Source organism: Streptomyces sp. YIM 130001 (genome assembly GCF_003574445.1).
In the GTDB taxonomy this organism is placed as follows: Bacteria; Actinomycetota; Actinomycetes; order Streptomycetales; family Streptomycetaceae; genus Streptomyces.
This window is the reverse complement of record NZ_KZ984555.1, coordinates 105,068-131,642: the sequence shown is the minus strand read 5'-3', so window position 1 is coordinate 131,642 and position 26,575 is coordinate 105,068. Positions and strand designations below refer to the sequence as shown.

General features: G+C 71.1%; 26 protein-coding genes and 1 pseudogene. 17 read left to right on the top strand and 10 right to left on the bottom strand.

The window, feature by feature from the left end:
* Positions 1–38: 38 nt before the first annotated feature.
* The 3 genes from DSC45_RS16160 to hisN form a co-directional block, all read right to left on the bottom strand.
* Positions 39–455 (bottom strand): Fur family transcriptional regulator, encoded by a 417-nt coding sequence (locus DSC45_RS16160; RefSeq protein WP_119291466.1) that lies wholly within the window; start codon positions 453–455, stop codon positions 39–41.
* A 40-nt stretch (positions 456–495) separates the two neighbouring features.
* Positions 496–897, bottom strand: a complete 402-nt coding sequence (locus DSC45_RS16155; RefSeq protein WP_119291465.1) for a CBS domain-containing protein — start codon at positions 895–897, stop codon at positions 496–498.
* 281 nt (positions 898–1,178) lie between these two features.
* Positions 1,179–1,979: a histidinol-phosphatase gene (gene hisN, locus DSC45_RS16150; RefSeq protein ID WP_119291463.1), complete on the bottom strand. Its 801-nt coding sequence runs from the start codon at positions 1,977–1,979 to the stop codon at positions 1,179–1,181.
* Between the two features lie 186 nt (positions 1,980–2,165).
* Here hisN and DSC45_RS16145 point away from each other — a divergent pair, with 186 nt between their 5' ends.
* Positions 2,166–2,750, top strand: coding sequence for a TetR/AcrR family transcriptional regulator (locus DSC45_RS16145; RefSeq protein WP_119291461.1), 585 nt, complete (start codon positions 2,166–2,168; stop codon positions 2,748–2,750).
* Between the two features lie 72 nt (positions 2,751–2,822).
* Here the strand turns inward: DSC45_RS16145 and DSC45_RS16140 are convergent, their stop codons facing one another.
* From DSC45_RS16140 to DSC45_RS16125, 4 genes are all read right to left on the bottom strand, one after another.
* Positions 2,823–3,146 (bottom strand): DMT family transporter, encoded by a 324-nt coding sequence (locus DSC45_RS16140; RefSeq protein WP_119291459.1) that lies wholly within the window; start codon positions 3,144–3,146, stop codon positions 2,823–2,825.
* Positions 3,147–3,329: 183 nt separating this feature from the next.
* Positions 3,330–4,340 carry a ribosome small subunit-dependent GTPase A gene (rsgA, locus tag DSC45_RS16135; protein ID WP_119291457.1) on the bottom strand — a complete coding sequence of 337 codons (1,011 nt, stop codon included), beginning with the start codon at positions 4,338–4,340 and terminating at the stop codon, positions 3,330–3,332.
* A 14-nt stretch (positions 4,341–4,354) separates the two neighbouring features.
* Complete coding sequence (gene aroA / locus DSC45_RS16130) at positions 4,355–5,680, bottom strand: 3-phosphoshikimate 1-carboxyvinyltransferase (protein WP_119291455.1); 1,326 nt, start codon at positions 5,678–5,680, stop codon at positions 4,355–4,357.
* 111 nt (positions 5,681–5,791) lie between these two features.
* The gene (locus DSC45_RS16125; protein ID WP_119291453.1) at positions 5,792–6,514 is read right to left on the bottom strand and encodes a M50 family metallopeptidase; all 723 of its coding nucleotides are present in this window, start codon (positions 6,512–6,514) and stop codon (positions 5,792–5,794) included.
* A 702-nt stretch (positions 6,515–7,216) separates the two neighbouring features.
* On the opposite strand from DSC45_RS16125, the gene DSC45_RS36115 reads away from it, so the two are divergent.
* From DSC45_RS36115 to DSC45_RS16095, 7 genes are all read left to right on the top strand, one after another.
* On the top strand, positions 7,217–7,741 hold the full coding sequence (locus DSC45_RS36115; RefSeq protein ID WP_205571345.1) for a cupin domain-containing protein: 525 nt from the start codon (positions 7,217–7,219) through the stop codon (positions 7,739–7,741).
* Positions 7,723–8,337: a cupin domain-containing protein gene (locus DSC45_RS36110; protein WP_205571344.1), complete on the top strand. Its 615-nt coding sequence runs from the start codon at positions 7,723–7,725 to the stop codon at positions 8,335–8,337. The genes DSC45_RS36115 and DSC45_RS36110 overlap by 19 nt, the downstream gene beginning before the upstream one ends.
* Positions 8,334–9,050 carry an alpha/beta fold hydrolase gene (locus DSC45_RS16115; RefSeq protein WP_240434663.1) on the top strand — a complete coding sequence of 239 codons (717 nt, stop codon included), beginning with the start codon at positions 8,334–8,336 and terminating at the stop codon, positions 9,048–9,050. Before DSC45_RS36110 ends, DSC45_RS16115 begins: the two co-directional genes overlap by 4 nt.
* Before the next feature lie 28 nt (positions 9,051–9,078).
* Positions 9,079–10,401, top strand: coding sequence for a histidinol dehydrogenase (gene hisD / locus DSC45_RS16110; protein ID WP_119291451.1), 1,323 nt, complete (start codon positions 9,079–9,081; stop codon positions 10,399–10,401).
* Complete coding sequence (locus tag DSC45_RS16105) at positions 10,398–11,162, top strand: SDR family NAD(P)-dependent oxidoreductase (RefSeq protein WP_240434662.1); 765 nt, start codon at positions 10,398–10,400, stop codon at positions 11,160–11,162. The genes hisD and DSC45_RS16105 overlap by 4 nt, the downstream gene beginning before the upstream one ends.
* Positions 11,159–11,926: an HpcH/HpaI aldolase family protein gene (locus DSC45_RS16100; RefSeq protein ID WP_119291449.1), complete on the top strand. Its 768-nt coding sequence runs from the start codon at positions 11,159–11,161 to the stop codon at positions 11,924–11,926. Before DSC45_RS16105 ends, DSC45_RS16100 begins: the two co-directional genes overlap by 4 nt.
* 304 nt (positions 11,927–12,230) lie before the next feature.
* On the top strand, positions 12,231–13,232 hold the full coding sequence (locus DSC45_RS16095; RefSeq protein WP_119291447.1) for a LacI family DNA-binding transcriptional regulator: 1,002 nt from the start codon (positions 12,231–12,233) through the stop codon (positions 13,230–13,232).
* Between the two features lie 126 nt (positions 13,233–13,358).
* Here DSC45_RS16095 and DSC45_RS16090 read toward each other — a convergent pair whose 3' ends face one another.
* The 3 genes and pseudogenes from DSC45_RS16090 to DSC45_RS16080 all read right to left on the bottom strand — a co-directional run.
* Positions 13,359–14,312 carry a carbohydrate ABC transporter permease gene (locus DSC45_RS16090; protein ID WP_119291446.1) on the bottom strand — a complete coding sequence of 318 codons (954 nt, stop codon included), beginning with the start codon at positions 14,310–14,312 and terminating at the stop codon, positions 13,359–13,361.
* A 3-nt stretch (positions 14,313–14,315) separates the two neighbouring features.
* The gene (locus DSC45_RS16085; protein WP_162929240.1) at positions 14,316–15,179 is read right to left on the bottom strand and encodes a carbohydrate ABC transporter permease; all 864 of its coding nucleotides are present in this window, start codon (positions 15,177–15,179) and stop codon (positions 14,316–14,318) included.
* A pseudogene (locus DSC45_RS16080) lies at positions 15,176–16,198 on the bottom strand (extracellular solute-binding protein); the annotation flags it as partial. The pseudogene DSC45_RS16080 and the gene DSC45_RS16085, both read right to left, overlap by 4 nt.
* 646 nt (positions 16,199–16,844) lie before the next feature.
* On the opposite strand from DSC45_RS16080, the gene DSC45_RS16075 reads away from it, so the two are divergent.
* From DSC45_RS16075 to DSC45_RS16035, 9 genes are all read left to right on the top strand, one after another.
* Complete coding sequence (locus DSC45_RS16075) at positions 16,845–18,290, top strand: M20/M25/M40 family metallo-hydrolase (protein WP_162929239.1); 1,446 nt, start codon at positions 16,845–16,847, stop codon at positions 18,288–18,290.
* Positions 18,287–19,534 (top strand): nuclear transport factor 2 family protein, encoded by a 1,248-nt coding sequence (locus tag DSC45_RS16070; RefSeq protein ID WP_119291439.1) that lies wholly within the window; start codon positions 18,287–18,289, stop codon positions 19,532–19,534. Before DSC45_RS16075 ends, DSC45_RS16070 begins: the two co-directional genes overlap by 4 nt.
* Before the next feature lie 179 nt (positions 19,535–19,713).
* On the top strand, positions 19,714–20,529 hold the full coding sequence (locus DSC45_RS16065; RefSeq protein WP_119291437.1) for an SOS response-associated peptidase: 816 nt from the start codon (positions 19,714–19,716) through the stop codon (positions 20,527–20,529).
* Positions 20,530–20,605: 76 nt separating this feature from the next.
* A complete protein-coding gene (locus DSC45_RS16060; RefSeq protein ID WP_119291435.1) occupies positions 20,606–21,253 on the top strand; it encodes an alpha/beta hydrolase family protein in 648 nt (215 codons plus the stop codon).
* Positions 21,254–21,315: 62 nt separating this feature from the next.
* Entirely contained in the window at positions 21,316–22,137 is an 822-nt protein-coding gene (locus tag DSC45_RS16055) for a sigma-70 family RNA polymerase sigma factor (protein ID WP_119291433.1), read from the top strand.
* Positions 22,134–22,457 carry a mycothiol system anti-sigma-R factor gene (rsrA, locus tag DSC45_RS16050; protein ID WP_119291431.1) on the top strand — a complete coding sequence of 108 codons (324 nt, stop codon included), beginning with the start codon at positions 22,134–22,136 and terminating at the stop codon, positions 22,455–22,457. Before DSC45_RS16055 ends, rsrA begins: the two co-directional genes overlap by 4 nt.
* Positions 22,458–22,704: 247 nt before the next feature.
* Positions 22,705–24,039 (top strand): HD-GYP domain-containing protein, encoded by a 1,335-nt coding sequence (locus DSC45_RS16045; RefSeq protein WP_119291429.1) that lies wholly within the window; start codon positions 22,705–22,707, stop codon positions 24,037–24,039.
* A 110-nt stretch (positions 24,040–24,149) separates the two neighbouring features.
* Complete coding sequence (locus DSC45_RS16040; protein WP_119291835.1) at positions 24,150–25,400, top strand: HD-GYP domain-containing protein; 1,251 nt, start codon at positions 24,150–24,152, stop codon at positions 25,398–25,400.
* A gap of 144 nt (positions 25,401–25,544) precedes the next feature.
* Positions 25,545–26,525, top strand: coding sequence for a tetratricopeptide repeat protein (locus DSC45_RS16035; protein ID WP_119291427.1), 981 nt, complete (start codon positions 25,545–25,547; stop codon positions 26,523–26,525).
* Positions 26,526–26,575: the final 50 nt, after the last annotated feature.

The window sequence follows — 26,575 nt, the reverse complement described above, 5'->3', positions numbered from 1 at the left end:
CCCGGGCGTGCGTTCGTCCGGCCCGGGTCCGAACCGCCTTACGGGGCCGCGCAGTCGGGGCACAGACCCCGGTAGGTGACCTCGACCTCGGACACCGCGAAGCCGAAGCGCTCGGAAGGGGGCAGGTCGGCCAGCGGGTCACCCGTCGCGTGCACGTCCCGGATCGCGCCGCAGCGTGCGCAGACCAGATGCTGATGGGGCCGGTGGGCGTTCGGGTCGTACCGCTTGGCGCGGCGGTCCGTGCTCACCTCGAGGACCTCGCCGAGGGTGACCATCTCGCCGAGCGTGTTGTAGACCGTCGCCCGGGAGATCTCCGGGAGCTTCGACGCGGCGCGGGCGTGCACCTCGTCCGCGGTCAGGTGCACATGGTCGCCGTCGAGGACCTCGGCCACGACGCGTCGTTGTGCGGTCATCCGCCAGCCGCGTCCGCGCAGTCGTTCGAGGAGGTCACTCATGGGGCCAGCCTAACAATCGGGATTTCGGGTGCGGGCGGCCTCAGCCCGCCACCGGGGTGGCACGTCGCCCGGTGCGGGTCCAGCAGCGGATGATGTCGCGGACCGAGACGACGCCCACCGGTTCGCGGTCGTCGAGCACGATCAGGTGGCGGAAGCCGCCGTGCGCCATCGCCTCGGCAGCCTCGTCGAGCGTCCAGGCCGGGGCGGCGAAGACGACGTCGGTGGTGGTGTGGGTGCCGGCCGTCTCGATGTCCGGGTCCTGGCCCGCGCCGAGCGAGACCAGGATGTCGCGCTCGGTGAGGATGCCGGTGCCGCTGTCGTCGAGGTCGAGCACCACCGCGGCGCCGACGCGGCGGGCGGACATCAGACAGGCCGCCTGGCGCAGCGTGTGGTCGGGGCCGATGGTGAGGACCGTCGTGCTCATGGCGTCGTGGACGAGCATGGGCTGAAGCCACCTCCTGGGGAATCCCTCCGACCGGGCTGCCGGGATTCCGGCGTACCGGCACCAAGAGAAGAAATTCACAAGTTCACAAGTGGGGGAGTCTTCAGAGTGGCAGCCGGGTGGCGGGACAACAAGGGGGTGTACGGCGGGAGTTGGGCTCGTCCGGCCGGTCCGTGTCGGGCCGGACGGCGCTGCCGGGCACGTGGGCGGATGCGTCGCCGTACGGAACCGGCGGTCGCCGGCGCCGGTTTACGCGCGTCACTACCGCCGGAACGCGGGCATCAGTACCGCTGGTTCAGGTAGCCGAGCAGCTCGTCGTGGAGCAGGCCGTTGGACGCGGCCGCGTTGCCGCTGTGCGGGCCCGGGGTGCCGTCCAGGCCGGTGAAGCTGCCGCCGGCCTCCGTCACGATGATCGCGTTGGCCGCCATGTCCCAGAGCGAGAGCTCCGGTTCGGCGCAGATGTCCACCGAACCCTCGGCCACCATCATGTACGGCCAGAAGTCGCCGTAACCGCGGGTGCGCCAGCAGGCACGGGTCAGGTCGAGGAAGCCGTCGAGCCGGCTCTGCGCCTCCCAGCCGGCGAGCGAGGAGTACGCGAACGAGGCGTCCGGGATCTGCGAGACCTCGGACACCCGGAGCCGGGTCGCCGAGGTCAGGGAGCGGCCCGTGTAGGCGCCCGCACCCTTCGCGGCCCACCAGCGGCGGCCGAGCGCCGGCGCCGAGACCACGCCGACCACTGGCTGGAAGCCGCCCTCGACCGCCTCCATCAGCGAGATCAGGGTGGCCCACACGGGCACGCCCCGTACGTAGTTCTTGGTGCCGTCGATCGGGTCGATCACCCAGCGGCGCGGGCCCGTGCCCTCGATGCCGTACTCCTCGCCGAGGATCGCGTCCCGGGGCCTGGCCCGCTTCAACTGGCCGCGGATCAGCTCCTCGGCGCCCTTGTCGGCCTCGCTCACGGGCGTCATGTCCGGCTTGGTCTCCACCTTGAGGTCGAGGGCCTTGAACCGGTCCATGGTCGCGCGGTCGGCTGCGTCGGCCAGTACGTGGGCGAGGCGCAGATCATCGTGGTAGTCGGCCATGGCCGAACAGTATCGACCGAGATCCCTGCCGACCACAGGGCCCTGTCGACAGGGCCCCGCCATCCGTACGGCACAAGCTCGGCCCGTGCGGCGACCCTTGACAGTCCGCTCTGTCGCGTCAACGCTCCGTGAGGGGTGCCGCGCCGTCCCGCACGGCACCGACCCGGGGCTTGTCGTGGAGGCGCCATGCCTGCTGCACGGGAGACGTTGCTGGACGCGGCCGCCACGGTGGTGGGCCGCAGGCCCTGGGCCGCCGTGCGGATGGTCGAGGTCGCGGCGATCGCCGGGGTGTCCCGGCAGACCCTGTACAACGAGTTCGGCGGCAAGGACGGCCTCGCCCGCGCGCTGGTCCGCCGCGAGACCGACCGCTATCTCGCCGGCGTCGACCGGGCACTCGCCGAGGGCGGCATAGCGGGTGCCGCGGAGTGGACGGTCGCCGCCGCGCGGCAGAACGCCGTGGTCCGCGCTCTGCTCACCGGCTGCTGGGGGGACCGGCTTCCCTCGGTGCCGCTGGCCGCGGTGCGGTCCACCGCCGTGGTGCCCGCGCAACGTCGGGTCGACGGGCCGCTGCCCGCCCCGGGTGAGCTGGTCGGGATGGTCAGGGACCGGGCCGTCGTCGCGCTCGGTATGCGCGGCGCGGCGACACCGGACAGTCCGCGCGAGTGCGAGGTGGCCGTACGGCTCGCGGTCTCCTGCGTGGTGGCGCCGCTGTCCGTACCCGACGGAGGCGTGGCGCGTCTGGTGACCCGGGCGGTGGGGCATCCGGTGTGACGGCGGCCCGGAGGACGACGGCCCGTGTGACGGCGAGGGGAGGGTGCGGATGTACGGGAACGGACCAGCGGCTCAGTGCGCGCTGCCCGACAGCTGCAGGCCGATCACGCCCACGATGACCAAGGTGATCGAGACCAGCTTCAGGGTGGACACCACGTCCCCCATGAAGATCATCCCGTAGATCGCGGTACCGGCGGCGCCGATGCCCGTCCACACCGCATAGGCGGGGCCCACGTCGAGGCGGCGCAGCGCGAGGGTGAGAAGCCCGAAGCTGCCGAGGGCGAAGACGCAGAAGGAGACGGTGGGCCAGAGCCGGGTGAATCCGTGCGACAGCTTCAGACAGACCGCGAAACCGGTCTCGAGGATTCCGGCGACGATGACCAGCAGCCACGCCATGGTGTGTGGGTCCTCCCGCGACTCAGTGACCGCTTCGACTCTGTGACCGGTTCGCACCTGTTGTGCGGTGCTCGGTGCGATTATGCCTTTACCTTCCGGTGCGGGCTGCAAACACGTGCGAGGTCAGCCCGGTACGGAAGACGGCCTGGGAAGGCCCGGGGTTGAGACGGGACCCGGGCGCCGTCAGTCGCCCTCGCGCCGCTCCCGCGTGGCGAGCAGACGCCGCAGCGAATAGAGCCGGGCCGGATCGGCGTGCCCCTGTGCCACCCAGTCATCCAGTGCGCAGTCCGGTTCGTCGTGGCTGCAGGCCCGCGGGCAGCCCTCGGTGCCCGGCTGCAGATCGGGGAAGGCGAGGATGACCCGGGTCGGGTCGACGTGGTGCAGGCCGAAGGACCGTACGCCCGGGGTGTCGATGACCCAGCCCTCGGTGTCCGAGAGCGGCAGGGCCAGGGCGGATGTGGTGGTGTGCCGGCCGCGGCCCGTGACCGCGTTGACATGGCCGGTGATACGCCGGCGGTCCTCCGGGACCAGCGCGTTGACCAGCGTGGTCTTGCCCACGCCGGAGTGTCCGACGAACACGGTGACATGACCGTCGAGCACCTCGCGGACGCGGTCCGCGCCGTTGCCGTCGGCCAGTTCGTCTCGGCTGGTCACCACGTACGGGAAGTCAAGTGCCCCGTACGACTCGAGGAGTCTGTCCGCGGGCGCCAGGTCGGACTTGGTGAGGACGAGAACGGGCTGCAGACCCGCGTCGTACGCCGCGACCAGGCAGCGGTCGATCAGCCGGGGGCGAGGCTCGGGGTCGGCGAGGGCGGTGACGATGGCCAGCTGGTCCGCGTTGGCGACGACCACGCGCTCGTACGGATCGTCGTCGTCCGCCGTGCGGCGCAGTACCGAGCTGCGCTTCTCGATGCGGACGATACGGGCCAACGTGTCCTTGCGGCCCGACAGGTCGCCGACGAGCGCGACCCGGTCGCCGACCACCGCGGCCTTGCGGCCCAGCTCGCGGGCCTTCATGGCCATCACGACACGATCCTCGACGAGGCAGGTGAGCCGGCCGCGGTCGACGGTCAGGACCATGCCCTCGCTGGCGTCCTCGTGCTTCGGCCGGATGTGGGTGCGGGGCCGGTTGCCCTTGCGGTTGGGGCGGACCCGGATGTCGTCCTCGTCGGGGTTCTTGCCGTAGCGGCGCATGACGTCAGATCCCCTCAGACCCGGGCGCCGCCGAGCATGGACGTCCACAGGTCGGGGAAGTCGGGGAGGGTCTTCGCGGTCGTCGCGACGTTCTCGATCGTCACACCCTCCACGGCGAGGCCGATGATCGCGCCGGCCGTGGCCATGCGGTGGTCGTCGTAGGTGTGGAAGACGCCGCCGTGCAGCGCACGGGGGCGGATGTGCAGCCCGTCCGCGGTCTCGGTGACGTCTCCGCCGAGCTCGTTGATCTCCTTGGTGAGCGCGGCCAGGCGGTCCGTCTCGTGCAGCCGCAGGTGGGCGACGCCGCGCAGGGTGGACGGGGAGTCCGCGAGTGCGGCGACCGCCGCGAGACCCGGGGTGAGTTCGCCGACCTCGCTGAGGTCCGCGTCGATGCCGTGGATACGGCCGGAGCCGGTGAACTCAAGGCCCCGTTCGGTCAGTTCGCAGGCGCCGCCCATCTGTGTGAACAGGTCACGCAGCGCGTCACCGGGCTGCGTGGTGCGGGCCGGCCAGTCGGGGATCACCACGCGGCCGCCGGTGACGAGCGCGGCGGCCAGGAACGGCTGGGCGTTCGACAGGTCGGGCTCGATCACCAGGTCGCGGCCGAGCAGGGCGCCGGGGGCGACCCGCCAGACGTCCGGTTCGCCGCCGGTCTCCGGCTCGTCGACCTGGGCGCCGACCGCGCGCAGCATGTCGACGGTCATCCGGATGTGCGCCATGGAGGGCAGGTGGCTGCCGGTGTGCCGTACCTCGACGCCCTGGTTGAAGCGCGCACCGGACAGCAGCAGCGCGGACACGAACTGCGAGGACGACGAGGCGTCGATGTCGACCCGGCCGCCGTCCAGCGCACCGCCGCCGTGCACGGTCATCGGCAGCGCGCCGCGACTGTCGTCGTCGATCCGGGCGCCGAGGGCGCGCAGCGCGTCGATGACGCCGTGCAGGGGCCGCTCGTACGACCGGGGGTCGCCGTCGAAGCGCACCGGGCCGTCGGCCAGCGTGGCGAGCGGAGGCAGGAAGCGCATCACCGTGCCCGCATTGCCCACGTCGACGGTCGCGGGTCCGAGGAGCCCCGCGGGGATCACCCGCCAGGCCTCGCCGGTGCCGTCGGGACCGACGCCCTCCTCGATGCCGACGCCGAGCGCACGCAGGGCCTCGGCCATCAAGAGGGTGTCGCGGGAGCGGAGCGGGCGGCGCAGCCAGCCCGGGTCGGCGGCGAGGGAGGCGAGGACCAGGGCACGGTTGGTGACCGATTTCGAACCGGGCACGTGGACGGTCGCGTCGACGGCGTCGCTCGCGTGCGGGGCCGGCCAGAGGGAAGCGTGCGCGGGGTTCTCGGTCATGGCCTTTACCTTAATCGCTCGCCGCCACGCGGGATCTGCCAGGATTCCGTGGCGCAGCGCGCCTCGGCGCCCGCCGGCCGCACGTCCGAAGGACCGGCGGTCGCCCGCCGGTCACAGGCCGAGCAGCCAGCGCCCGCCGCCGATCAGCGCACAGATCGAGACGGCGTGGAAGAAGAAGAACCACATCGCCGCCGGTACGTGTGTGAGCCGCGAGAGCTGGTCCGCGTCCGAGTCGGACGCACCGCCGCGCCGCCGCTTCGACTGCAGCTCGAAGGCCGGCCGGACACCCCCGAGCAGCAGGAACCACACCACGGCGTACGCGAACCCGGCCTGCACCTCGGGGTCGGCGAGCCAGGAGACGAGCAGGAAGGCGCCGCCGGTGATGACGACGGTCAGGGCGCCGTACGCGTTGCGGATCATCACCAGGAGGGCGATCAGCAGGGCGGTGGCGAGCCAGAGCAGCGCGGTGATGTGGTTCGCGGCGAGCAGCCAGGCGCCGCCCAGGCCGAGCAGCGGGGGAGCGGTGTATCCGCCCGCGGCGGTGAGGATCATGCCGATGCCGGTCGGCTTGCCGCGGCTCACCGTCAGACCGCTGGTGTCGGAGTGCAGCCGGATGCCGTCCAGCTTGCGGCCGGTGACGAGGGCGATCAGCCCGTGCCCGCCCTCGTGCGCGATGGTGATCGCGTTACGCGTCAACCTCCATATCGCGTGCGGGAGTACGGCGGCGAGCGCGACGGCCGCGGTGGCGTACACCAGCCACTGGTCCGGGTCCGGCTGGGCGCCGAAGACGCGGTCCCAGAGGCCGGACATCGAGGTGGCTGCGGTGAGGTACATGGTGCGGGAGGCTCCTCCCTCGGGTACGGGGTCTGGCAGTGTGGCACGTATGTGCGGACGACGTCCGAGACTAGGACGCTCACCTGGCGTCGACCGTTCCTGACCGCGCGGAGGCGGCTCCGGCAGCCCGGTCCGCGGAGCGATCCGGACACTTCTGTACCGAACTGTGCCGAACTGTGCCGAACTCCCGCCGGCCTGACGCCACCTGCGGTCACCCGGGCGGTCCGCCGGGCTCGGGCGCGTGCTGACGACGGTGCCGGAATCCGGAGGGGCGGTGTCGGCGCGGCAGCGGACGTACGCCGGCCGTCGAGCGTGGCGACGATGTGCCGTGCTGAATCCTCGCCGTCGGCCGCCGCAGTGGCGGGCGCGGCGGCGGCTCGACGGGACGGCGCCGACCGGCCGGTACCGGGTGCGCGGCCGAACTCCTGCCCCATTGTGCCCCGCATGTATACGAATAACCGGGCGGGGGCCCGCGAGGCGACCCGGCTGACACCGGGAGTCGCCCTGGGTGCTCGCGGCGCCGCGCCCGCGCCGGGTGCCCGGTCCTCCCGCCTTGAAGTCCGGGCTTCGTCCGGGGGGTGCCGGCGAGCCGAGTCGGAGCAGAACGGCGGTCGAGGCGGCCGCTCCATCACTTGACAATTCGCGATGCCTCGGATTGCATCATTGCATACGTATGTATCGAATCTTCGGAGGTGCTTGACGATGCCGTCAATCGTGGTCACTGAGGCCGAGCTGGAACGCCGCACGATTCGACGTGGTGACTTCGTCTCCTGCAACCAGGCGTTCATCGACTGCCGTACGCCTGGTTCGGACCGCAAGGAGAACTACGCGATGATCGGCCCGGGGGTGACCCAGAGCGCCAGTCAGGTGGTGAACCTGCGCGAGCCGCACGGGTACAACATCGGGGCCGCTGCCATGCCCCACGGCATCACGAACAACCTGCATCTGCACTACACCGCCGAGGTGTTCCTGTGCTTCCGCGGCGAGTACCGGCTGCGGTGGGGCGCCGACGGCTCCGAGGGCGAACTCACCCTGCGTGAGGGGGACATCGCCTCCATCCCCACCTGGATCTACCGCGGCTTCACCAACGCCGGCCCGGACGACGGCTGGCTCTTCACGGTCCTCGGCCACGACGACACCGGCGGGATCATCTGGGGTCCGAGGGGCACGGCCTGTACCTCACGGCCGACAACCGGATCATCGACACCGTGGCGGGTGGCGAGCTGACCGAGGGCGTGCAGCTGACCCGGCCCATGGCCGAGGAGGACATCGCGGACCTCGACACGTACACGGTGGAGCAGATGCGCCGCCGCGTCGTGACCCAGGCCGACCTGGAATGGTCGGACCGGGCGTTCCTGGGCGGCGCGCTGCCCGGCGGCCGGGCCGAACTCGCCCTGGTCGTCGGCTACGGCATGACCGAGGACCGCCGTCAGGAACCGCGTGTCCACCGCCCGCACGGTCACAACATCGCCTGGCTCCGGGCCGAGCAGGGCGAGGGGGTCCTCTCGCACCGGCACCGGCACACCCAGGTGCTGATGGCCAAGGACGGGGAATGGGAGGTCACGCTCAACCAGGCCGACCAGCGGCAGACGGTTCGCCTCGGTGAGCGCGACATGCTCTCCGTACCCGCCGGAGCGTGGCGTTCCATGCGCAACGTCGCAGACACCACCGCCACCATGATCGTGGTCAACAGCGGCGACGGCCGGGTCCGTATGGAGTGGGACGAGGAGGTCGTCAAGGCCTCGGCGGACGCCGGGGTGGGCGTGGACCACGACGGCTACCTCGCCCCCCTGCATCTGCTGCCCAGCCGCCCCGGACGATGATCGCCGATCTGCCGGTGGTCCTGGTGCCCGGGATGCTCTGCGACGCCGGCCTGTGGGCCGGGGTCGAAGAGCTGCTGCCCGGACCGGTGCACCACGCCGAGATCACCGAACCGTCCGTCGAAGCCATGGCGGACCAGGTGCTGGCCACCGTGCCCGGCCCTTTCGTGCTGGTCGGGCTCAGCCTCGGGGCCATCGTGGGCTTCGAGGTGGCCCGGCGCGCGCCGGAACGCCTTGCGGGCCTGTGCGCCATGTCGACCAACGCGTACGCACCGCGTCCCGAACAGCTGGCGGGCTGGGGGCAGATGGCCCGTGCCACCCGCTCCGGCGGCTTCGCCTCGGTGGTCGCCGACCAGATCCTGCCCACGATGTCCGCCACCCCCGAGCCCGCCCCCGAACTGCGGCGGAAGATCGAGGAGATGGCCCACCGGGTGGGCCAGGAGACGTTCCTCGCCCAGCTCGCCGCACAGGCCACGCGCCGCGACGCCCTCGATGCGCTCGCCACCCTCGACTGTCCCGTCGTCGCTGTGGCGGGCACCCACGACGCGTTGTGCCCGCCCGCCTTCCACCAGGCCATCGCCGGCCGGGCCCGGCACGGCACGCTGCGCACGCTGTCCGGAGCGGGCCATCTGCTCCCGCTGGAGTGCCCCGCCCGTACGGGCTCCGTCGTGACCCGGTGGCTGGAGGAACACGTCGCCGCCACCGTCATCCGCTGACCCCCTTCGATCCACCAGGAGTCGTTCCATGCGAAAGTTCCTCAAGCGCGCCACGGGTGCGGAGCAGGCCCGCCAGGACCGGGGCCAGGTCGCCGAACGTGTCGCGTCGATCATCGAAGACATCCGTGACCGCGGTGACGCCGCGGTCCGTGCGTACTCCGAGAAGTTCGACACGTGGTCGCCCGAGTCCTTCCGGCTCTCGCCCGAGCGGATCAGCGAGATCGTGGCCGGGGTGCCGCGGCAGGTGATCGAGGACATCGAGTTCGTACAGGAGCAGGTGCGCACCTTCGCACGCCATCAGCGCGAGTCGATGCGCGACATCGAGGTGGAGACACTGCCCGGCGTGCGGCTCGGCCACCGCCACGTCCCGGTCTCCGCGGCCGGAGCCTACGTTCCGGGCGGCCGCTACCCGCTGACCGCCTCCGCCCACATGACCATCGTCACCGCCAAGGTCGCGGGGGTGCCCCGGGTCGTGGCGTGCACGCCCCCGATCCGCGGTGAGATTCCCGCCGCGACGGTCGCCGCCATGCACCTGGCGGGCGCGGACGAGATCTACCTCCTGGGCGGTGTCCAGGCGGTCGCCGCGATGGCGGTCGGCAGCGAGACGATGGGCCGCGTCGATCTGCTGGCCGGGCCCGGCAACGCCTACGTCGCCGAGGCCAAGCGCCAGCTCTTCGGCGAGGTCGGCATCGACCTGTTCGCCGGCCCGACCGAGATCCTGGTCGTCGCGGACGAGAGCGCCGACCCGTTCGTCGTCGCCGTCGACCTGCTCTCGCAGGCCGAGCACGGTCCCGACTCGCCCGCGGTACTCGTGACGACGTCCGCCGAACTCGGCGGGTCGGTGATGGAGCACATCGAGCGGATCCTCCCCGACATGCCGACCAAGGACTTCGCGGAGCCCGCCTGGCGCGACCACGGCGAGTTGGTGGTGGTCGACACCCTCGCCGAGGCCTTCGAGGTCGCCGACTCCTACGCCAGCGAACACGTCGAGGTACTCACCGAGAATCCGCGCCAGGCCCTGGACAGCATGCGCGACTACGGCGCCCTCTTCCTCGGCGAGGGAACCTGCGTCTCCTACGGCGACAAGGTGATCGGCACCAACCATGTGCTGCCCACCCGCGGCGCGGCCCGCTACACGGGCGGCCTGTGGGTCGGCAAGTACCTCAAGACCGTCACCTACCAGGAGGTGACGGACCCGGCGGCCAGCGCGCACCTCGGCGAGGTCTGCGGCCGGGCGGCACGGGTCGAGCTGTTCGAGGGGCACGCGCGCTCCGGTGATGTACGGGCCGCCAAGTTCGGGGACGCCGAACTGGCCTGGTCCGACCACGAGTTGTCCAAGGCCGACTCGTGACCGGCGTGTTCGCGGGACGTACCGCGCTGATCACGGGCGGCGGCAACGGGCTGGGCCGGGCCATGTGCCGGGCCCTGTCCGCAGCGGGCGCCCGCGTGGTCGCCGTCGGCCGCAGCCGCAATACCGTCACGGAAACCGTCGCCGGCCTCCCGGGGCCCGGCCGCGCCGCGGTGTGCGACGTCGCCGACCCCGCGTCGGTCGCCGCGCTCGCCGGGGAACTGGCGGACGAAGAGATCTCCGTGCTGGTCAACAACGCCGGAGTGGCGGGCCCGGTCAAGCCGTTGGCGGAGATCGAGCCGACGGAGTGGGACGACGTCTTCGCCGCCAACGTGCGCGGCGTCTACCTGATGTGTCGTGCCTTCGTCCCCGCCATGACCGACCGAGGCAGCGGCGACGTGGTGAACGTGGCGTCCGTCTCCGGGAAGCGGCCGCTCGCCCGGCGGACCCCCTACTGCGCGTCCAAGGCGGCCGTACTGGGGCTGACCACGTCGCTCGCCGCCGAGGCCGGCCCGCTCGGCGTGCAGGTCAACTCCCTGTCCCCGGGACCGGTGGCCGGCCCCCGCATGGAGCGCAACTTCCGTCTCGAGGCGGAGCGCACGGGCACCACACCGGACGCGGCGGAACGGGCGTTCGTCTCCCGGGCGCTGCTGGGCCGCATGGTCAGCGAGGAGGAGGTCGGCGCCGCGCTCGTGGCCATGCTCCAGATGCCCGGCCTGTGCGCGGCGGACATCGACCTGTCGGCCGGGATGGTGGCCCGATGACGGCGAACCCGGCCGAAGCGCTCACCCTCAAGGGGCGGTTGCGGGCCGGCGAGCGGGTGCTCGGCGCCCTGGTCCGGTTGCCTGCGGGCCCCCTCGTGGAGATGGCCGCCGTCGCGGGGCTCGACTTCGTCGTCGTGGACTGCGAACACGGGCCCGCGGACCTGACGGAGCTGCAGCGGCACATCCAGGAGGGCGAACTGCACGGCGTCCCGGTACTCGTCCGGGTCGGCGAGGTCGAGCCCGCGCTGATCCTGCGCGTACTCGACCTGGGTGCCGAGGGCGTCGTGGTGCCTCATGTGGACACTCCCGAGGAGGCCGCGCGCGCCGTGGCGTGGGCGCACTACCCGCCACTCGGAGAACGCGGCTTCGCCACCTACGGCAGAGCGGGTCGCTTCGGTTCCACGGCGGCGTCCGAGCACCTCGCCCGGACCGCCGCCAGGACCTTGGTCGTCCCCATGCTCGAGACGCCTCGCGCGTGCGCCGCGGCGGGCGCGATCCTCGCGGTGGACGGAGTGGACTCGGTGTTCGTCGGGCCTGCCGACCTGGCGGTCGCCACCGGTCTGACGGGCGACGCGGCCAAGGCCGCCGTACGTGCGGCCACCGCCGAGGTGGAGGCCGCCGCGGCCCGGGCCGGGCGGCCGGTCACGACCATCGTCGGATCCGCAGCTCAGGCCCGGCAGGCGCCGCCCGGGGCGGTCGTCTACAACCTGACCCACGTCCTGATGGGCACACTGCGTGAGTTGGCGGCCCCCGGCGGAGACTGACGCGCTCCTCGCGTGCGGGCGGGGCCGGTGCCGTCCTCGGAGGACCGAGGGCACCGGCCCCGCCCGCATGTGCGACGCGAAGCTGACGGAACGGGCCGCACGCGCACACCGCGAAGCGGGCCGCACGCGCAGCACCCAGGGAACGGGTCGCGGGAACGAGCGGCTGTATGCGTATGTACCCGCCCATCCGTTTCCGCTGGCGCAGATAGGCAGTCCCGCATTCAGGCGTATGCTTTCGTTCGGATTCCGGCAGGGCGGGGCGCCTCGCCCGACGGCCGGAGTGCGGCGTACGAGAAGGGAACACATGGCGATCACGAGCCACGACGTGGCGAGACTGGCGGGGGTGTCGCAGCCCACCGTCTCCCGCGCGCTGCGCAACGACCGCCGCGTCTCCGCCGCCACCCGGGAGAAGGTACTCAAGGCGGCCGCCGCGCTGAACTACATCCCGAGTGAGGCGGGCCGCACTCTGTCGACCCGGGCGACGCAGCGCGTGGGCGTGATCGTCACCGACCTGGCCAACCCGTTCTACCCGCACCTGGTCGCTCCGCTCCACGACGAGCTGCACCTGCTCGGCTACCGCATGATGCTCATCACCGAGCGTTCCGACGACGCCGTCAGCAGCGAGCAGCTGCTGGACCAGTCGCTGGACGGCGTGGTGCTGACCACGGCCACCACCGAGTCGCGGCTGCCGGACGAACTCGACCGCCGGCGGCTCCCTTATGTGTTCCTCAACCGGGACAGCGGACGGCAGGGGGACTACGCCTCCGTCGTGGACAACAAGGGCGGAGGCCGCCAGGTCGCCGAGTTTCTGCTGGGGCTGGGCCACCGCCGCATCGCGGGCATCTTCGGCGCCGAGAACACGACCACGGGTCGTGAGCGCGAGATGGGTTTCCGCCTGGCACTCGCCGAGGGCGGGGTCGGCCTGCCCGATGAGTTCGTGCGCCACGGTCCGTTCGCCTACGAGACGGGGTATCTGTCGCTCCCGGAGCTGCTCGCGGCCGATCCCGCTCCCACCGCGGTCTTCTGCGGCAACGACGTCGTCGCGATGGGCGTGCTGAACGCGGCGCTCGCCGCAGGGGTGCGCATTCCCGACGAGCTCACGGTCGTCGGGTTCGACGACATCCCCATGGCCGGGTGGGAGATGTTCCGGCTCACCACGGTCCGGCACGATCTGGGCGAACTGTCACGGCAGGCGGCCCGGCTGCTCGCCCGCCGGATCATCGGCGAGGCCGACCCGGCGGGCGAACGCCTCATCCTGCCGACCGAACTGCTCGCCAGGAACACCCACGCGGCAGTGGCGGCCTGACACGGGGCGGTCGGTCCTCGAACGCGCCCCGGGCGAGCGCCACCACTGGCCCTGCCCGCCCGGGTTCCTCAACTACTCGATTCCGTCGCGTACTTGAGCGATTCGGCGACCTGCCGGTGCGCGCTCTCACCCCTTGACCGAGCCCGCGGTGAGACCGGCCACCAGCCAGCGCTGCGCCAGCAGGATCAGCGCGACGACCGGCAGGGCGAGCGACACACTCGCCGCGGAGATCACCGGCCAGTCGGCGATGTTCTCCGTCGAGAACTGGGCGATGAACACCGGCAGGGTCACCGCGTTCGACTGCGTGAGGATGACCGGGATCAAGTAGTCCTGGTACGCCAGCAGAAAGGTGAACACCCCCGCCGCCGCGAGTCCCGGCCGCACCAGGGGAAGAATGACGCGTCGGAACGCCTGGAACCGGCTGCATCCGTCGATCATGGCCGACTCCTCCAGAGCGTCCGGCAGCGAGACGAAGAAGTTGCGCAGCAGCCAGATGGTGAAGGGCTGGTTCACCGCCACCAGCACGGCGACCAGCGTGAACTTGGTGTCGTACAGGCCCAGTTCACGGCTGATGTAGTAGAAGGGCAGGACGACGGCCATCCGCGGCAGAGCCCGGAAGAGCAGCGCGACGACGAGCAGGACCAGCGCCCCGCGTTTGGTGTACCGGGCGAGTGCGTAGGCGGCCGGCAGGCTGATCACCAGGGACACGACCACGGTGGCCACGGCCACCAGCACGGTGTTCATGAAGAACGTGGCGAAGTCGTGCTGGTACCAGAGCACGCGGTACGCCTCGAGCGTCGCGGAGAAGTCCCACACCGGCGGCAGACTGAACGCGTCGATGGGCCGTTTGACGGACGCCAGGCCGACCCAGAGGAACGGGGCCAGGGCGAAGAGTGCCGCCAGGGCGAGGAACCCGTACGCAACGGCCTTCGTCCGCAAGCCGGTTCTCCGCCTGCCCTTCGGCCGAGCGGGAGGAAGCCGCGGAATACGCGAACCGTGCCCCGGCTCGGCATCCGCCGCGGCAGGGACGGTGGAGATCACGGAGACGGGCTCGTCGGAGGGGTTCATCTTCACTGCCATCCTTCACTCACCTCGGAACTGCCGGCGGGTGCGGCGCAGGAAGGGGATCATCAGCAGGGCGATCACCAGCACGGTGACCACGCTGATCGCACTACCCATGCCCAAGCGCCCCTGCTCGAAAGCGATTTTGTAGTTGAGGAACATCAGGCTGGTGGTTTCTCCCGCCGGGTTCCCCTGGGTGATCACCGCGATGTTGTCGAAGATCCGGAAGGCGTCCATGACGCTCATCATGGCCACGAAGCCGAACAGTCCCGTGAGGCCCGGAATCACCACGTGCCGCACCCGCTGCACCCAGCTCGCCCCGTCCACCAGCGCCGCCTCCAGCGGCTCCTTCGGCATCGCCTGCAGTACGGCGAGGAAGATCAGTGCGCCGAACGCCGCGTCCTGCCAGGTGTTCTGGACGAGGAGCATGATGCGCGCGGGCCACACCTCGGAGAACCAGCCGACGTCCAGACCCAGGCCGGACAAGAGGTACGAGTACAGGCCGACCCCGAGGTCCTCCCGCAGCATCCAGCCGAAGATCAGGGCGCCGACGACCGGCGGCACGATGAGCGGAACCAGCAGCATCCCGAGGAAGAAGGAACGCGCTCGCACGACATGGTTGAGCGCCAGCGCGAGGGCGAAACCCACGGTGATCTTGAGTACCGTCGTGCCGACCGTGTAGATGAGGGTGAAGGTGACGGACTTCCAGAATTCGGGACTGTCCAGCAACTCCGCATAGTTCCCCAGCCCGTTGAACACGAATGCGGAGCCGTAGTCGATTTCGTTCAAGCTCATGTAGACCGTGAAGAGCAACGGAACCAGCATGAGGACGCCCATGAGCACGAGGGCCGGAGCGGTATAGGCGAGAAACTCTCGGCGTTTCACTTCAGATACCCCTTCGAGCGCAGCGTCGCGTCGAGTTCTCGCGCGGCGGATGCGAGCGCGGCGGCTGACTCGGCGCGCCCCGTCAGAGCCTTGGCCAGATAGGGATTGACCACGGATTTGGTCAGTGGCTCCATGTACGGGACCTTGGGCAGCGGCTGGGCACCGCGCTTGGTCGTCTTCTCGGCCGCCGGCCAGTAGGGCTGCCGGCCCTTCGTGTCGTGCACGAGCGAGTCCCTGGGCGGGATCGCCACGGGGGCCGCCTTCTGCATGACCTTGGGTGCCGTAGTCGTCGAGGCCATCAGCCTGAAGAGCAGCTCCGGGTCGACGGTCGAGTTGCGCGGGATGACGAAGCCGTCCTGAGAGACACCGCTCGCGGGCGGCCCCCCGGGAACGGCCGCCGGCGCGGGGGCGAAGCCCACCTTGTCCGCCACCCGGGACTGGTTCGCGTCCAGAATCGGGCCGGCGCGGCTGGCCCAGATGGTGGTCATACCGACCAGGCCCTGCTGCATCAGCGCCATCACGTCGCCGTTGGCGTGGGTGAGCGTGGACGGCGGCGCGTAGCGCAGCATCTGCCGCATCTGGTGCAGCGACTTCACGCCTGCGGCGGAGTCGAAGGCGGGGGCGCCGTGCCGGTCGAACCACTTTCCGCCGTTGGCCGTGAGCGAGGAGTGGAAGCCGTCACCCAGAGCGTCGTCCGCGCCCCACGCCATGGCCATCGGGTACTTGACGGCGTCGGCGGCGCGGAGCGCTTTCGCTGCGGCCATCATGTCGGCGTACGTCTTCGGGGCGTCGAGGCCGAGCTTGTCGAACAGGTCCTTGCGGTACATCAGGATCTGCGTGTTCGTCTGGTTCGGTACCCCGTAGACATGGCCGCGGTAGGAAAAGCCGTCCCAGGCACTGCTGTTGAGGTCGGCCAGCCCGTACCGGCTGGCGTACTTCTTGATGTAGCCGTCCAGGGGGACGAGCCAGCCCTTGCTCGCGTACTTCACCAGCGGCGCGTTGTAGGCCTGGATCACCTCGTACGAGGATTCCTTCGCGGAGAGGGTCGGCCTTCTGCAGCTGTCCGCCGAAGTCGACGGGCAGGCGCTTCACGGACAGGTTCGACACTCCGCCGCATCCCTCGACCATGGCGTCGGCGAACGGATCCAGCGCGGGGGCACTGTAGGAGAGGACGTCCACGGTGGTCGGTCTGTCGGGTGAAGGAGCATCGCAAGCCGCCTTCGCGGGGGCGGCGACCTCGATCAGTCCGGAGGGCTTTCCACAGGCGGCCGTCGCGACGGCGAGCGTCGTCACCATCGTCCAGATCGCCGCGCGGCGCACGGCGGCACGGCGCCGTCTTGGGCCAGGACAAGTCATTACTCGCTCCCTTGCTCATGTGCCGGCCGGGCGACGGTTGATCGAGATGCCGAGGCGGGGAGCGACCTCCGTCGCGGTGGCACCGTGCCAGGCACCTGACTGTGGCGGCGGGGGGCCGATTGCCCGCCCAAGGTCACGCCACCTTCATGCACATACGTATGCCTGTCAATGGGTCTGCCAGGCGAAACTTGGCATGCGCAAGACATCTCCTCCCGTTCATTGCGCACACCGTCCCTTCGTCTTAGGGTGCCAACTCTATGCATACGTATGTGCATACCGCGAGCGCCGGAGCCATCTGGAGTGAGACGTATGACCGGGACACAGCGCGCCGCGCACCGACGGGTGCACGAGGCGATCGACCGCGACGAGGCCGCCTGCCTGGAGCGGGTGCGCGAGTATCTGCGCATCCCCGGATTCTCCGCCACCGGGGAGGGCATCGAACGATCCGCGCGGGTGACCCTCGAGCACCTTCGGCGGATCGGCGTCGCCGATGCCCGCCTGGTGTCGACTCCGCGGCACCCCATCGTCTTCGGCACGCTGAAGTCCAAGCGTCCCGACGCCAAGACGCTCATCGTCTACGGCCTCTACGACCTGACGCCGACCATCGCCGAGGAGTGGGATGTCGACCCGCTCGGCGCCGAGATCGTCGATGCGGCACGGGTCGGACTGGACGCCTCGCTGGGACAGGTACTGGTCAGCCGCGGGGCGCACAATCACCGCGGCCCCGGTCTGAGCGTCCTGATGGCCGTCGAGCGCATGCTTCAGGTGGAGGGCGACGTGCCGTGCCATCTGGTATTCGTGATCGAGGGCGAGGAGGAGATCGGCAGCCCGTCCCTCCCGGCGTTCATCGAATCCCACCGGGACGAACTGGCCGGTGCCGCCGGTGCCTGGCTGCCCTGCATGTACGAGGCGGGCGGTTCGATGATCACCCACCGGGGTTTCAAGGGCACCCTGTGGCTGGAACTGAACTGCACCGGTGGGTCCTGGGGCGGCTCGCGCACCGGACGGCACCTGTGGGCCGGGCACTCGGCGTGGATGGACGCCCCTCTCATCCAGGTCGTCAGGGCACTTGGCTCCATGATCGACGAGGACAACCGGCTCGCGGTCGACGGCATCTACGAACTCGAGCTCGACCTCAACGAAGAGGACTTCGAGGACGCACGCGGACTCATCGAGCAGGTGCGCCTCGACCCCGAGGCGGAGGCCGGCATGCTGCGCACGCTGGACGTCGCGAAGCTGCGCGGCGGACGCTCGCTCGCCGATCACCTGGAACAGTTCATGTTCGGCGTCAACGCCAACATCCAGGGCACCTACGGCGGCTACGACGGTCCGGACTACTACACGATGCTGCCGGGCCGCGCGGGTGCCAAACTGGACGTCAGGTTCCCCAAGGGCACCGATCATCTCGAGCTGCTCGGCCTCGTCCGCGCCCACCTGGACCGTCGCGGCTTCGAGCATGTCGAGCTCGTCAACACCCGGGGATACCGGGCCGCGCGTACCCCACGGACCGACCCCATGCTCACCAGCGCGGCGGAGGCCGCCGCCGAGTACGGGGTGAAGAACGAGGTGTGGCCGATGTACAACGGCGCGTGCCCGGCCACGCACTTTCAGGCCCTCGGCGACCTCCCCTTCAGCTTCGCCGGACTGGGCGAGGGCGAACGCCCCCACGCACCGAACGAATTCATCCGGCTCGACGCCGTGAAGCGTCTGATGCATTTCACCGTGAGCTATCTCCATGCCTGGGCGGACGCGTGATCCTGCCCTCCCGTACGCCCACCGACAGCAAGGACGCCATCGTGAACGACGAGAACACCTCACCTGAGCCCTCCACGGCAGGCCCGTCCGGGGCATCGCCGACCCCCGGCGATCCGGATGCCCGGGTGCGCCCCTACAGCCCCGCCCGCACCATGCCGACGGGCTTCGAGATCTCCCTGAAGGAGAAGGGGGGCACCGACCGCCAGCTGCTGAACCCGCCGACCGAGCGACGCCAGAGCATGCGCGGGTTCGAGGACAAATACGTCGACATCATCGACTACATCGTCCGGATCACGCATGAGATCTGGGAAGAGAAGAACATCGGCTACATCTACGACACCTACCGGCACAATTCCCGGGTGATCGACGATTCCGGGCTGCAGTACGGCCGCGACAAGATCGTCGCGGACACCGTCCACACCATCAACGCCTTCCCGGACGTGCGGCTCTACGCCGACGAACTGGTCTGGGCGGGCGACGACGTCACCGGATTCCACACCTCGCACCGGACGGTCATCGTCGGCCACAACACCGGCTACTCCAAGTACGGCCCGCCCACCGGTCGCCGTATCGCCGTGTGGTGCATAGCCAACTGCGTTGCTCTGGAGAACGAGATCTACGAGGAGCACGTCATCTACAACAACTCCAGCATGCTCATGCAGCTGGGGTACGACCTGCGCACGAAGGCGCGGGAGATGGGCAACGCCGCCGCGGCCCTGGACTCACTGCGCGACGCCCGCTTCGGCGAGGCCGAGCGCGTGCTCGGGCAGGGCAAGCCGGCCCACCTGCCGGATCTGCCCGAGGACCGCTTCGATCCGGAGACGTTCCTGCGCCACACCTACCACTACGTGTGGAACTGGCGGAATCTCAGCCGGATCGAGCACGCCTACGCACCAGGACTCCGCTACTACGGTCCGTCCGGGCGGGAGTTCTACGGCCGGGGCGAGTACAAGTCGTTCATCCTCTCGCTGCTCGCGACGTTCCCGGATCTCGCTCTGAACGTCGATGACGTGTACTACATGGGCAACGACGACGAGGGATATCTGACCTCGATCCGCTGGAGCGCGGTCGCCACCCACCGCGGGTACGGCCTCTACGGCCGGCCCACGGGACGCCGGGTGCATCTGTGGGGCATCTGCCAGCAGCGCATCAGGGACGGCGTGATCCACGAGGAGTGGATGATGTTCAACGAGTTCGAGGTCATGCAGCAGATCTACCGGGACGAACCGTTCGCGGACGCGTGAGCTGCGAAGGTCCCGGGGTGCGGCCGGCCCCGCACTGGTTCGCCCCGACGGCACTCGGTGACGGTCTGCCACTCTTGGAGGTGTTCAGGTGGCTCGGCGGATACCGGGCACCGTGCTGACTTGGTGCTGACCGCGGCGCCCCGACAGGGAGGGCCCGCAGGTCACAGGGAGGGTTCAGGATGTGCGGACGGTACGCGTCGAGTCGTAGGCCCGAGGATCTCGCAGGAATCTTTGAGATCGACAAGTGGGATTCCGCCTCGGACCTGGGGGCCGACTGGAACGTGGCCCCCACCAAGGAGGTCTACGCCGTACTCGACAGGCCGGTGAAGGACGCGGAATCGCGCGAGCCGGTTCGCCAGCTGCGCACCCTCAAGTGGGGACTCGTGCCGTCCTGGTCGAAGACGCCCGAGGGTGCGGCCCGGATGATCAACGCCCGTGCGGAGACCGTGCACGAGAAGCCGTCGTACCGCCGTGCCTTCACCGGCCGCCGCTGCATCCTGCCCGCGGACGGCTACTACGAGTGGGTGACCGCGCCGGTCGAGCGGGAGCTCGAGGTGGAGGGCAAGAAGAAGCGGTCGCGGAAGCAGCCGTACTTCGTGACGCCTGCGGACGGTTCGGTGTTCGCGATGGCGGGGCTCTACGAGTTCTGGCGCGACCGGACGTTGCCGGACGAGCATCCGGCGGCTTGGTGGGTGACGTGCTCGGTGATCACGACCGAGGCGGAGACGGGGCCGCTCGGGGTCACGTCCGCGGACGGGCCGCAGTCGCTGTCCGACATTCACCCCCGTATGCCGCTGATGCTGACGCCGGATCGGTGGGATGCGTGGCTCGATCCCTCGCAGCAGTCGGTGGACGAGCTGCGGTCGCTGCTCGAGCCTCCGCCGGAGGGGTTGATGCGGGCGTATCCCGTCTCGACGGCGGTCAGCAATGTGCGCAACAACTCGCCGGAGTTGGTGACGGAGCTCGAGGGGCCGGAGGTCGCGACGCTGTTCTAGGGAATGCCCGGGAACTCCTCGCCCCAGGGCCCCCTCGATCGCCGGAGGGGCCCGAGGGGCGAGGCAGGATGGCGGGATGAGCAATTATCGGGAGACCGTCGAGACGGAGGCCGGAGCCGCGCGGATCACGTGGTTCCGCGCGGGCGAGGCCGGGAACCCCGTGACCCTCGCCGTGAGCCACGGCGCGGGCGGCGGGATCGAGGCCCGGGATCTGCAGGCCCTGGCCGCCGCCCTGCCCGAGCAGGGCGTGAGCGTCGCGCTCGTCGAACAGCCCTGGCGGGTGGCCGGAAAGAAGCTCGCCCCGGCGCCGAAGACCCTCGACCAGGGCTGGCGGGACCTGTGGCCCGCCCTGCGCAAGCCCGGCCACCCGGTGATCGCCGGGGGCCGCAGCGCCGGCGCCCGCGTCGCCTGCCGTACGGCGAAGGAGCTCGGCGCCCGTGCCGTGCTCGCCCTCAGCTTCCCGCTGCATCCGCCGGGCAAGCCCGAGAAGTCCCGCGCCGACGAGCTGCTCGGCGCCGCGGTGCCCACCCTCGTCGTGCAGGGCGGCAACGACCCGTTCGGGAAGCCGGCCGAGTTCCCGGACGGCGACCACGCGTTGGTGGAGATCCCGTACGGGGACCACGGGTTCGCGGTGCCCAAGCGGGCCGAGATCGGGCAGGACGAAGCGGTGACCCTCATCACGGAGGCCGTGGGCCGCTGGATCGGGTCCCTCCGGGAATGCTGAGTGCGGGGCACGTGTTGTGGCCAGTGTCGGTACACAAGCGTGTTTGAGAGGGAGTCCACCGCATGGGTTCGATTGCCTGCCCGAGCCGCCCCAGCACCGTCGACCTGGACAGGTCGATGCTTCTGGCGGCGAACCCCGCCCCTGTTCGGGCGGCGGCAGGGACGGATCGTCGTCTATCCTCCGATTCGAGCGGGGTCGGTCTCGGCCTCGCGACATCGCTGGAGGAGGTGGGTCCGGTCACAGGGACCGACGAGGGCCGCGCGAACGAGACGGCTGAGGAGTCGGCTGCCGAGCGCAACGCCCGCTTCGAGCGTGACGCGCTCGAATTCCTCGACCAGATGTACTCGGCCGCCCTGCGCATGACGCGCAACCCCGCGGACGCGGAGGACCTGGTGCAGGAGACGTACGCCAAGGCGTACGCGTCCTTCCACCAGTTCCGCGAGGGCACCAACCTCAAGGCGTGGCTGTACCGCATCCTCACCAACACGTTCATCAACTCGTACCGCAAGAAGCAGCGTGAACCGCAGCGCAGTGGTGCCGAGGAGATCGAGGACTGGCAGCTCGCGCGCGCCGAGTCGCACATGTCGACCGGACTGCGCTCGGCCGAGTCGCAGGCGCTCGATCACCTGCCGGACTCGGATGTGAAGCAGGCGCTGCAGGCGATCCCCGAGGAGTTCCGCATCGCGGTGTATCTCGCCGATGTCGAGGGCTTTGCCTACAAGGAGATCGCGGACATCATGGGGACACCCATCGGTACGGTGATGTCCCGGCTGCACCGGGGCCGCCGCCAACTGCGCGGCATGCTCGAGGACTACGCCCGTGACCGCGGGCTCGTCCCGGCCGGTGCCGGAGAGTCGGACAAAGCGAAAGGCTCGGGCTCATGAGCTGCGGAGAGCCGCACGAGACGGACTGCTCTGAAGTCCTGGACCATCTCTACGAGTTCCTCGACCACGAGATGCCCGACAGTGACTGCACGAAGTTCGAGACGCACTTCGAGGAGTGCTCTCCGTGCCTGGAGAAGTACGGCCTCGAGCAGGCGGTCAAGAAGCTGGTCAAGCGCTGCTGCGGGCAGGACGACGTGCCCACGGACCTGCGGTCCAAGGTGATGGGACGGATCGATCTGATCCGCGCCGGCGAGGCCGTGCCGGACCACGACGTGACGGTGACGCCCGAGGCGCCGCGCACCGTCGGCGGAGAGGCCTGACCTCACCGGCTCCACCGCACGGCGGCAGCGTCCGCCGTAGGTGCGCCTTGAACGGACGCGCCTTGCACAGAAGACGGGCCGCGACCTCCGGGTCGCGGCCTGCTGTCACTCGAAGGTGCTAATCCGCCGCCGCTGCACCGCCTGAATCCCCCATTGCCCCGGCGCCCCGCCCGCCACCGCCCTATTCTCCGGAATCCTGAAGCGGCCTCGGAGGCGGCCTGGACGGCGAGAGGCTAGGGGGTGCGGCATGCGGTCGGTTCTGCCCTGGGCGCGCTGCTGCATCGCGGCGGTCGCGCTCGCGGCCGCCGGGTGCGCCTGGCCCGCCCTCACCGCGGACACCCCCTGGGGCGCGGTGCTCCTGCTCGCGCTGCTGCACGCCGGCTGCGAGCAGCTCACGCGGTGGCGTATCGGCGGCGAGCGGGGGCCGCGGAGCATGGCCTCCTTCTACCCGGTCGTGCTCACCGGGGTGTTCCTCCTGTCACCCGCGGCCGCCGCTCTCGTCGCCGTACCCGGGGCGCTCGCCGCGCAGGTCGAGCAGCGCCCGGCCGCTCCGCGCCGGATCTGGCGCGCCGCTCAACTGGCCGTCTCCGCCTGGGCCGGCGCCACCGTGTACGCGGCGGCCGGCTCGGCGGGCGCCTCGGGCCCGCCCGCGTTCCCCGGGGCGCTGCTGCCCGCCGGCGCCGCCGCCCTGGCGTTCTGCCTGGTGCTCACCGTGCTCGACGGCTGCATCCTGGCCTGTGCCGAACGGCTGCCGCTGCGCCGCTCCTGGCACGGCCTGTTCCTGCGCTCCCTCGCGCCGACGGGCGTGCACGCGCTGGCGGGACTGATGACGGCCGTGCTGTGGCGCAGTTCGTACGGCCCGGTCGCCGCCCTGCTCGTGCTGCTGCCGATGTACGTCTCCTACTGGGTGTTCGCGCAGTACCACCGCGAGCGGGCGGCGCATCAGGCGACCATCCGCGCCCTGGTGCAGGCGGTCGACATCAAGGACGAGTACACCCGCGGGCACAGCGAGCGGGTCGGCGAGGCCTCCGTGCTCATCGCCCGCGAGCTCGGGATGGCGGACGCCCGGGTCGAGGTGCTGCGGTTCGCCGGGATCCTGCACGACGTCGGCAAGCTCGGCGTCCCCACCCGGCTGCTGCGCAAGGACGGTCCGCTCACCGACGAGGAACGCCGGATCATCGAGCTGCATCCGGAGTACGGGCACGAGATGGTGCGCGGTATCGGATTCCTCGGCGAGGCCCGCTCGGCGATCCTGCACCACCACGAACGGCTCGACGGCAGCGGATACCCGTACGGCCTCCAGGGCCGCCAGATCCCGGAGTTCGCCCGGGTGGTGGCCGTCGCGGACGCCTTCGACGCGATGACGTCGACCCGCTCCTACCGGCGGGGGCGGCCGGTGGGCGAGGCGCTCACCGAGCTGGAGCGGTGTGCGGGGCGGCAGTTCGACCCCCGGATGGTGTGGGCCCTCGTACGTGCGCTCGGACGGCACTCCCTGCGTACCGCCGTGACCGCCGACGAGGGCGGAAAAAACGTCCCGTCACCCCGTTCCGCCCCCCAGGCACCCACCGGATCCGCCCAGTGAAGCGGCTGCCGCCCGGCACCCGCCCGGCCCGACAGCCCTTCGGGGGTGCGCCCGCGACCGGCCCGGCGCACGCCCGCCCGCGGCGCCGCGGTCCGCTGCTCAGCCTCGTGCTGATCCACGGCGCGGCCGCCCTGGCCGGCGCCTTCGCGCTCGCCCACACCCTCCGGTACGGCCTGGACGAACGTGGCGCGACGCTCGCCTTCGGCGCCCTGATCCTGCTCGGCGAGCTGGCTCGCTGGGGCGGCAGCCAGCGCGAGCCCGCCCCGCTCGGAGCCGCCGGCGCCCTCGCCTACGCCCTGCTCGGCGACATCGCGGGCCGTCCCGCCCAGCACGGCGTACTCCAGGTCGTCGCCGTGGTCTGTGCCGCCACGCTGGCGGGCTCGGTGCCGCACATCGCCGCCGGGCGCGGCCGGGCGCTCGAGCACCTCACGCGCCGGACCCTGACCGTCGGCTTCGCCGCCGTCTGCTTCCAGACCCCGTACAACACCGGCCTGCTCGACCACCTCGTGGGCCGTGGTCCGTTCTACGCCCTGTGGATCGTCCTCGTGCTGGTCCTCACCGCGCTCAACGACGCCGTGCTCGCCGCAGCGCTCGCCCGTGCCCGCACCCTGCCGGACGCCTTCCGCCGCACCGGCGGCACCCCGCTGCCGTACGGGCCGCTGCTGCGCGACCAGCTGCGCGCGATGACGGGGATCGTCTCGGCCGTGGGGGCGACCGGCGCCGTGATGGCGCTCTCGGTCGCGGTCGGCGGGCTCTGGGCGCTGCCGGTGTTCTGCGTACCGCTGCTCCTGACCCAGTTGGCCTTCCGCCGCTACACCGAGGTCCGCACCACCTACCGGCAGACCATCACCTCACTCGCCCGGGCCACCGAGATCGCCGGGTACACCCCGCAGGGCCATGCCCGCCGGGTCGCCCTGCTCAGCCGAGCCATCGGCCGCGACCTGGGGCTCACCGGCCCGGACCTGCAGGTGCTCGAGTACGCGGCCCTGATGCACGACATCGGCCAGCTGTCCCTGGTGGACCCGGTCCCGGCCGGTGCGACCGCCGAGCTGCCGGCCGCCGACCAGCGCCGGATCGCCTTGCTCGGCGGGGCCGTGGTGCGCCAGACCGGTGTCGCCCGCGAGGTCGCGGTCGTCGTGGAACGGCAGGCCGACCCCTTCCGGGAGCAGCCGCTGACCGCCAGGATTGTGCGTACGGCGAACGCGTACGACGAGATGGCCCGCGGGGACGGGCCCGGCGGGGCGCTGGCCGCGGTGGAGCGGCTGCGCCTGGGAACCGGGCACGACTACCAGGCCGAGATCGTTGAATCCCTGGCCAGGGTCCTTTCGCGGGGCGGACCGGCTCGCTCTGCGGCGGTCTGATCCGGGTGCCTCCTGGGTAACCCATGGGTAATGAGCGGGCCGCAGACGGGGCATGGTTGGATGCGAAGTAGTGAGTAGTCATGGGTGCCCGGGGGCACAGGCCCGGCACAGGACAGTTCCCAGTGAACCTGGCAGGCGGGAATCGTGAGGATCTTCGGCAAGGGACGGCACCGGCCCTCCGCCTCGTGGCGGCAGGCCACCGACCGGGCTTTCACGCTGATCGGGGACGGCCGCTACGAGGACGCGGGAGCGCTGCTCACGCGGGCCGCCGATCTGGAGCCCTGGCTCTCCGAGTCCTGGTTCAACCTGGCGCTGCTGCACAAGTTCCGGCACGACTGGGAGCAGGCGCGCGCCGCGGGCCTGCGCGCCGTCGCCCTGCTCGACCGCGAGACCGGCGCCCCCGACTGGTGGAACGTCGGCATCGCCGCGACCGCCCTGCAGGACTGGCCCCTCGCGCGGCGTGCCTGGCAGGCGTACGGCCTCAAGGTCCCCGGCGGTGCGGCCGCCGCGGGCGAACCGCACGGCATGGACCTGGGCAGCGCGGCGGTTCGGCTCTCGCCCGAGGGCGAGGCCGAGGTGGTCTGGGGCCGCAGGCTCGATCCGGCCCGGCTCGAGATCCTGTCGATCCCGCTGCCGTCCTCGGGGCGCCGCTGGGGCGAGGTCGTGCTGCACGACGGGGTCCCGCACGGCGAGCGGACCACGGCCGCCGGTCACTCGTACCCCGTCTTCGACGAGATCGAGCTGTGGGCGCCCTCGCCGGTGCCGACCTGGGTGGTGCTCCTGGAGGCGGCCACCGAGGCGGACCGGGACGCCCTGGAGCGGCTCGCGGCCGAGGCCGGCTTCGCGGCGGAGGACTGGTCGTCCTCGGTGCGGCTGCTGTGCCGGATGTGTTCGGAGAGCCGGATGCCGAGCGACGAGGGCGACGGCGAGCACCTCGACCCGCACGACCACAGTGAACCCGGCCACCCGGGCCCGCTCGGCCACCGCAGCCCCGGAGCCCTGTGGGTGCCCGAGCGCGAGTGCGGCATCGCGGCACCCTCCGGCCTGGTCCGCGGACTGCTCGACGGCTGGGTGGCGGACAGCCCGGACTCCCGCGACTGGCGCGACCTCGAAGAGGTCTGCTGAGCGGTCCCGTGCCGGACCGCCCTCCGGGTATCCGGCCTCGGCGGGTCCGT

Bases quoted from the DNA above. Each gene is read 5' to 3' on its own strand.
- DSC45_RS16125 (WP_119291453.1), bottom strand. From the start codon at position 6,514: ATGTACCTCACCGCAGCCACCTCGATGTCCGGCCTCTGGGACCGCGTC.
- DSC45_RS16160 (WP_119291466.1), bottom strand. From the start codon at position 455: ATGAGTGACCTCCTCGAACGACTGCGCGGACGCGGCTGGCGGATGACC.
- DSC45_RS16115 (WP_240434663.1), top strand. From the start codon at position 8,334: ATGATCGCCGATCTGCCGGTGGTCCTGGTGCCCGGGATGCTCTGCGAC.
- hisD (WP_119291451.1), top strand. From the start codon at position 9,079: ATGCGAAAGTTCCTCAAGCGCGCCACGGGTGCGGAGCAGGCCCGCCAG.
- DSC45_RS16060 (WP_119291435.1), top strand. From the start codon at position 20,606: ATGAGCAATTATCGGGAGACCGTCGAGACGGAGGCCGGAGCCGCGCGG.
- DSC45_RS16090 (WP_119291446.1), bottom strand. From the start codon at position 14,312: ATGGCAGTGAAGATGAACCCCTCCGACGAGCCCGTCTCCGTGATCTCC.
- DSC45_RS16045 (WP_119291429.1), top strand. From the start codon at position 22,705: ATGCGGTCGGTTCTGCCCTGGGCGCGCTGCTGCATCGCGGCGGTCGCG.
- DSC45_RS16075 (WP_162929239.1), top strand. From the start codon at position 16,845: ATGACCGGGACACAGCGCGCCGCGCACCGACGGGTGCACGAGGCGATC.
- DSC45_RS16145 (WP_119291461.1), top strand. From the start codon at position 2,166: ATGCCTGCTGCACGGGAGACGTTGCTGGACGCGGCCGCCACGGTGGTG.
- rsrA (WP_119291431.1), top strand. From the start codon at position 22,134: ATGAGCTGCGGAGAGCCGCACGAGACGGACTGCTCTGAAGTCCTGGAC.
- DSC45_RS16155 (WP_119291465.1), bottom strand. From the start codon at position 897: ATGCTCGTCCACGACGCCATGAGCACGACGGTCCTCACCATCGGCCCC.
- aroA (WP_119291455.1), bottom strand. From the start codon at position 5,680: ATGACCGAGAACCCCGCGCACGCTTCCCTCTGGCCGGCCCCGCACGCG.
- DSC45_RS36115 (WP_205571345.1), top strand. From the start codon at position 7,217: ATGCCGTCAATCGTGGTCACTGAGGCCGAGCTGGAACGCCGCACGATT.
- DSC45_RS16095 (WP_119291447.1), top strand. From the start codon at position 12,231: ATGGCGATCACGAGCCACGACGTGGCGAGACTGGCGGGGGTGTCGCAG.
- hisN (WP_119291463.1), bottom strand. From the start codon at position 1,979: ATGGCCGACTACCACGATGATCTGCGCCTCGCCCACGTACTGGCCGAC.
- DSC45_RS16100 (WP_119291449.1), top strand. From the start codon at position 11,159: ATGACGGCGAACCCGGCCGAAGCGCTCACCCTCAAGGGGCGGTTGCGG.
- DSC45_RS16140 (WP_119291459.1), bottom strand. From the start codon at position 3,146: ATGGCGTGGCTGCTGGTCATCGTCGCCGGAATCCTCGAGACCGGTTTC.
- rsgA (WP_119291457.1), bottom strand. From the start codon at position 4,340: ATGCGCCGCTACGGCAAGAACCCCGACGAGGACGACATCCGGGTCCGC.
- DSC45_RS16055 (WP_119291433.1), top strand. From the start codon at position 21,316: ATGGGTTCGATTGCCTGCCCGAGCCGCCCCAGCACCGTCGACCTGGAC.
- DSC45_RS16065 (WP_119291437.1), top strand. From the start codon at position 19,714: ATGTGCGGACGGTACGCGTCGAGTCGTAGGCCCGAGGATCTCGCAGGA.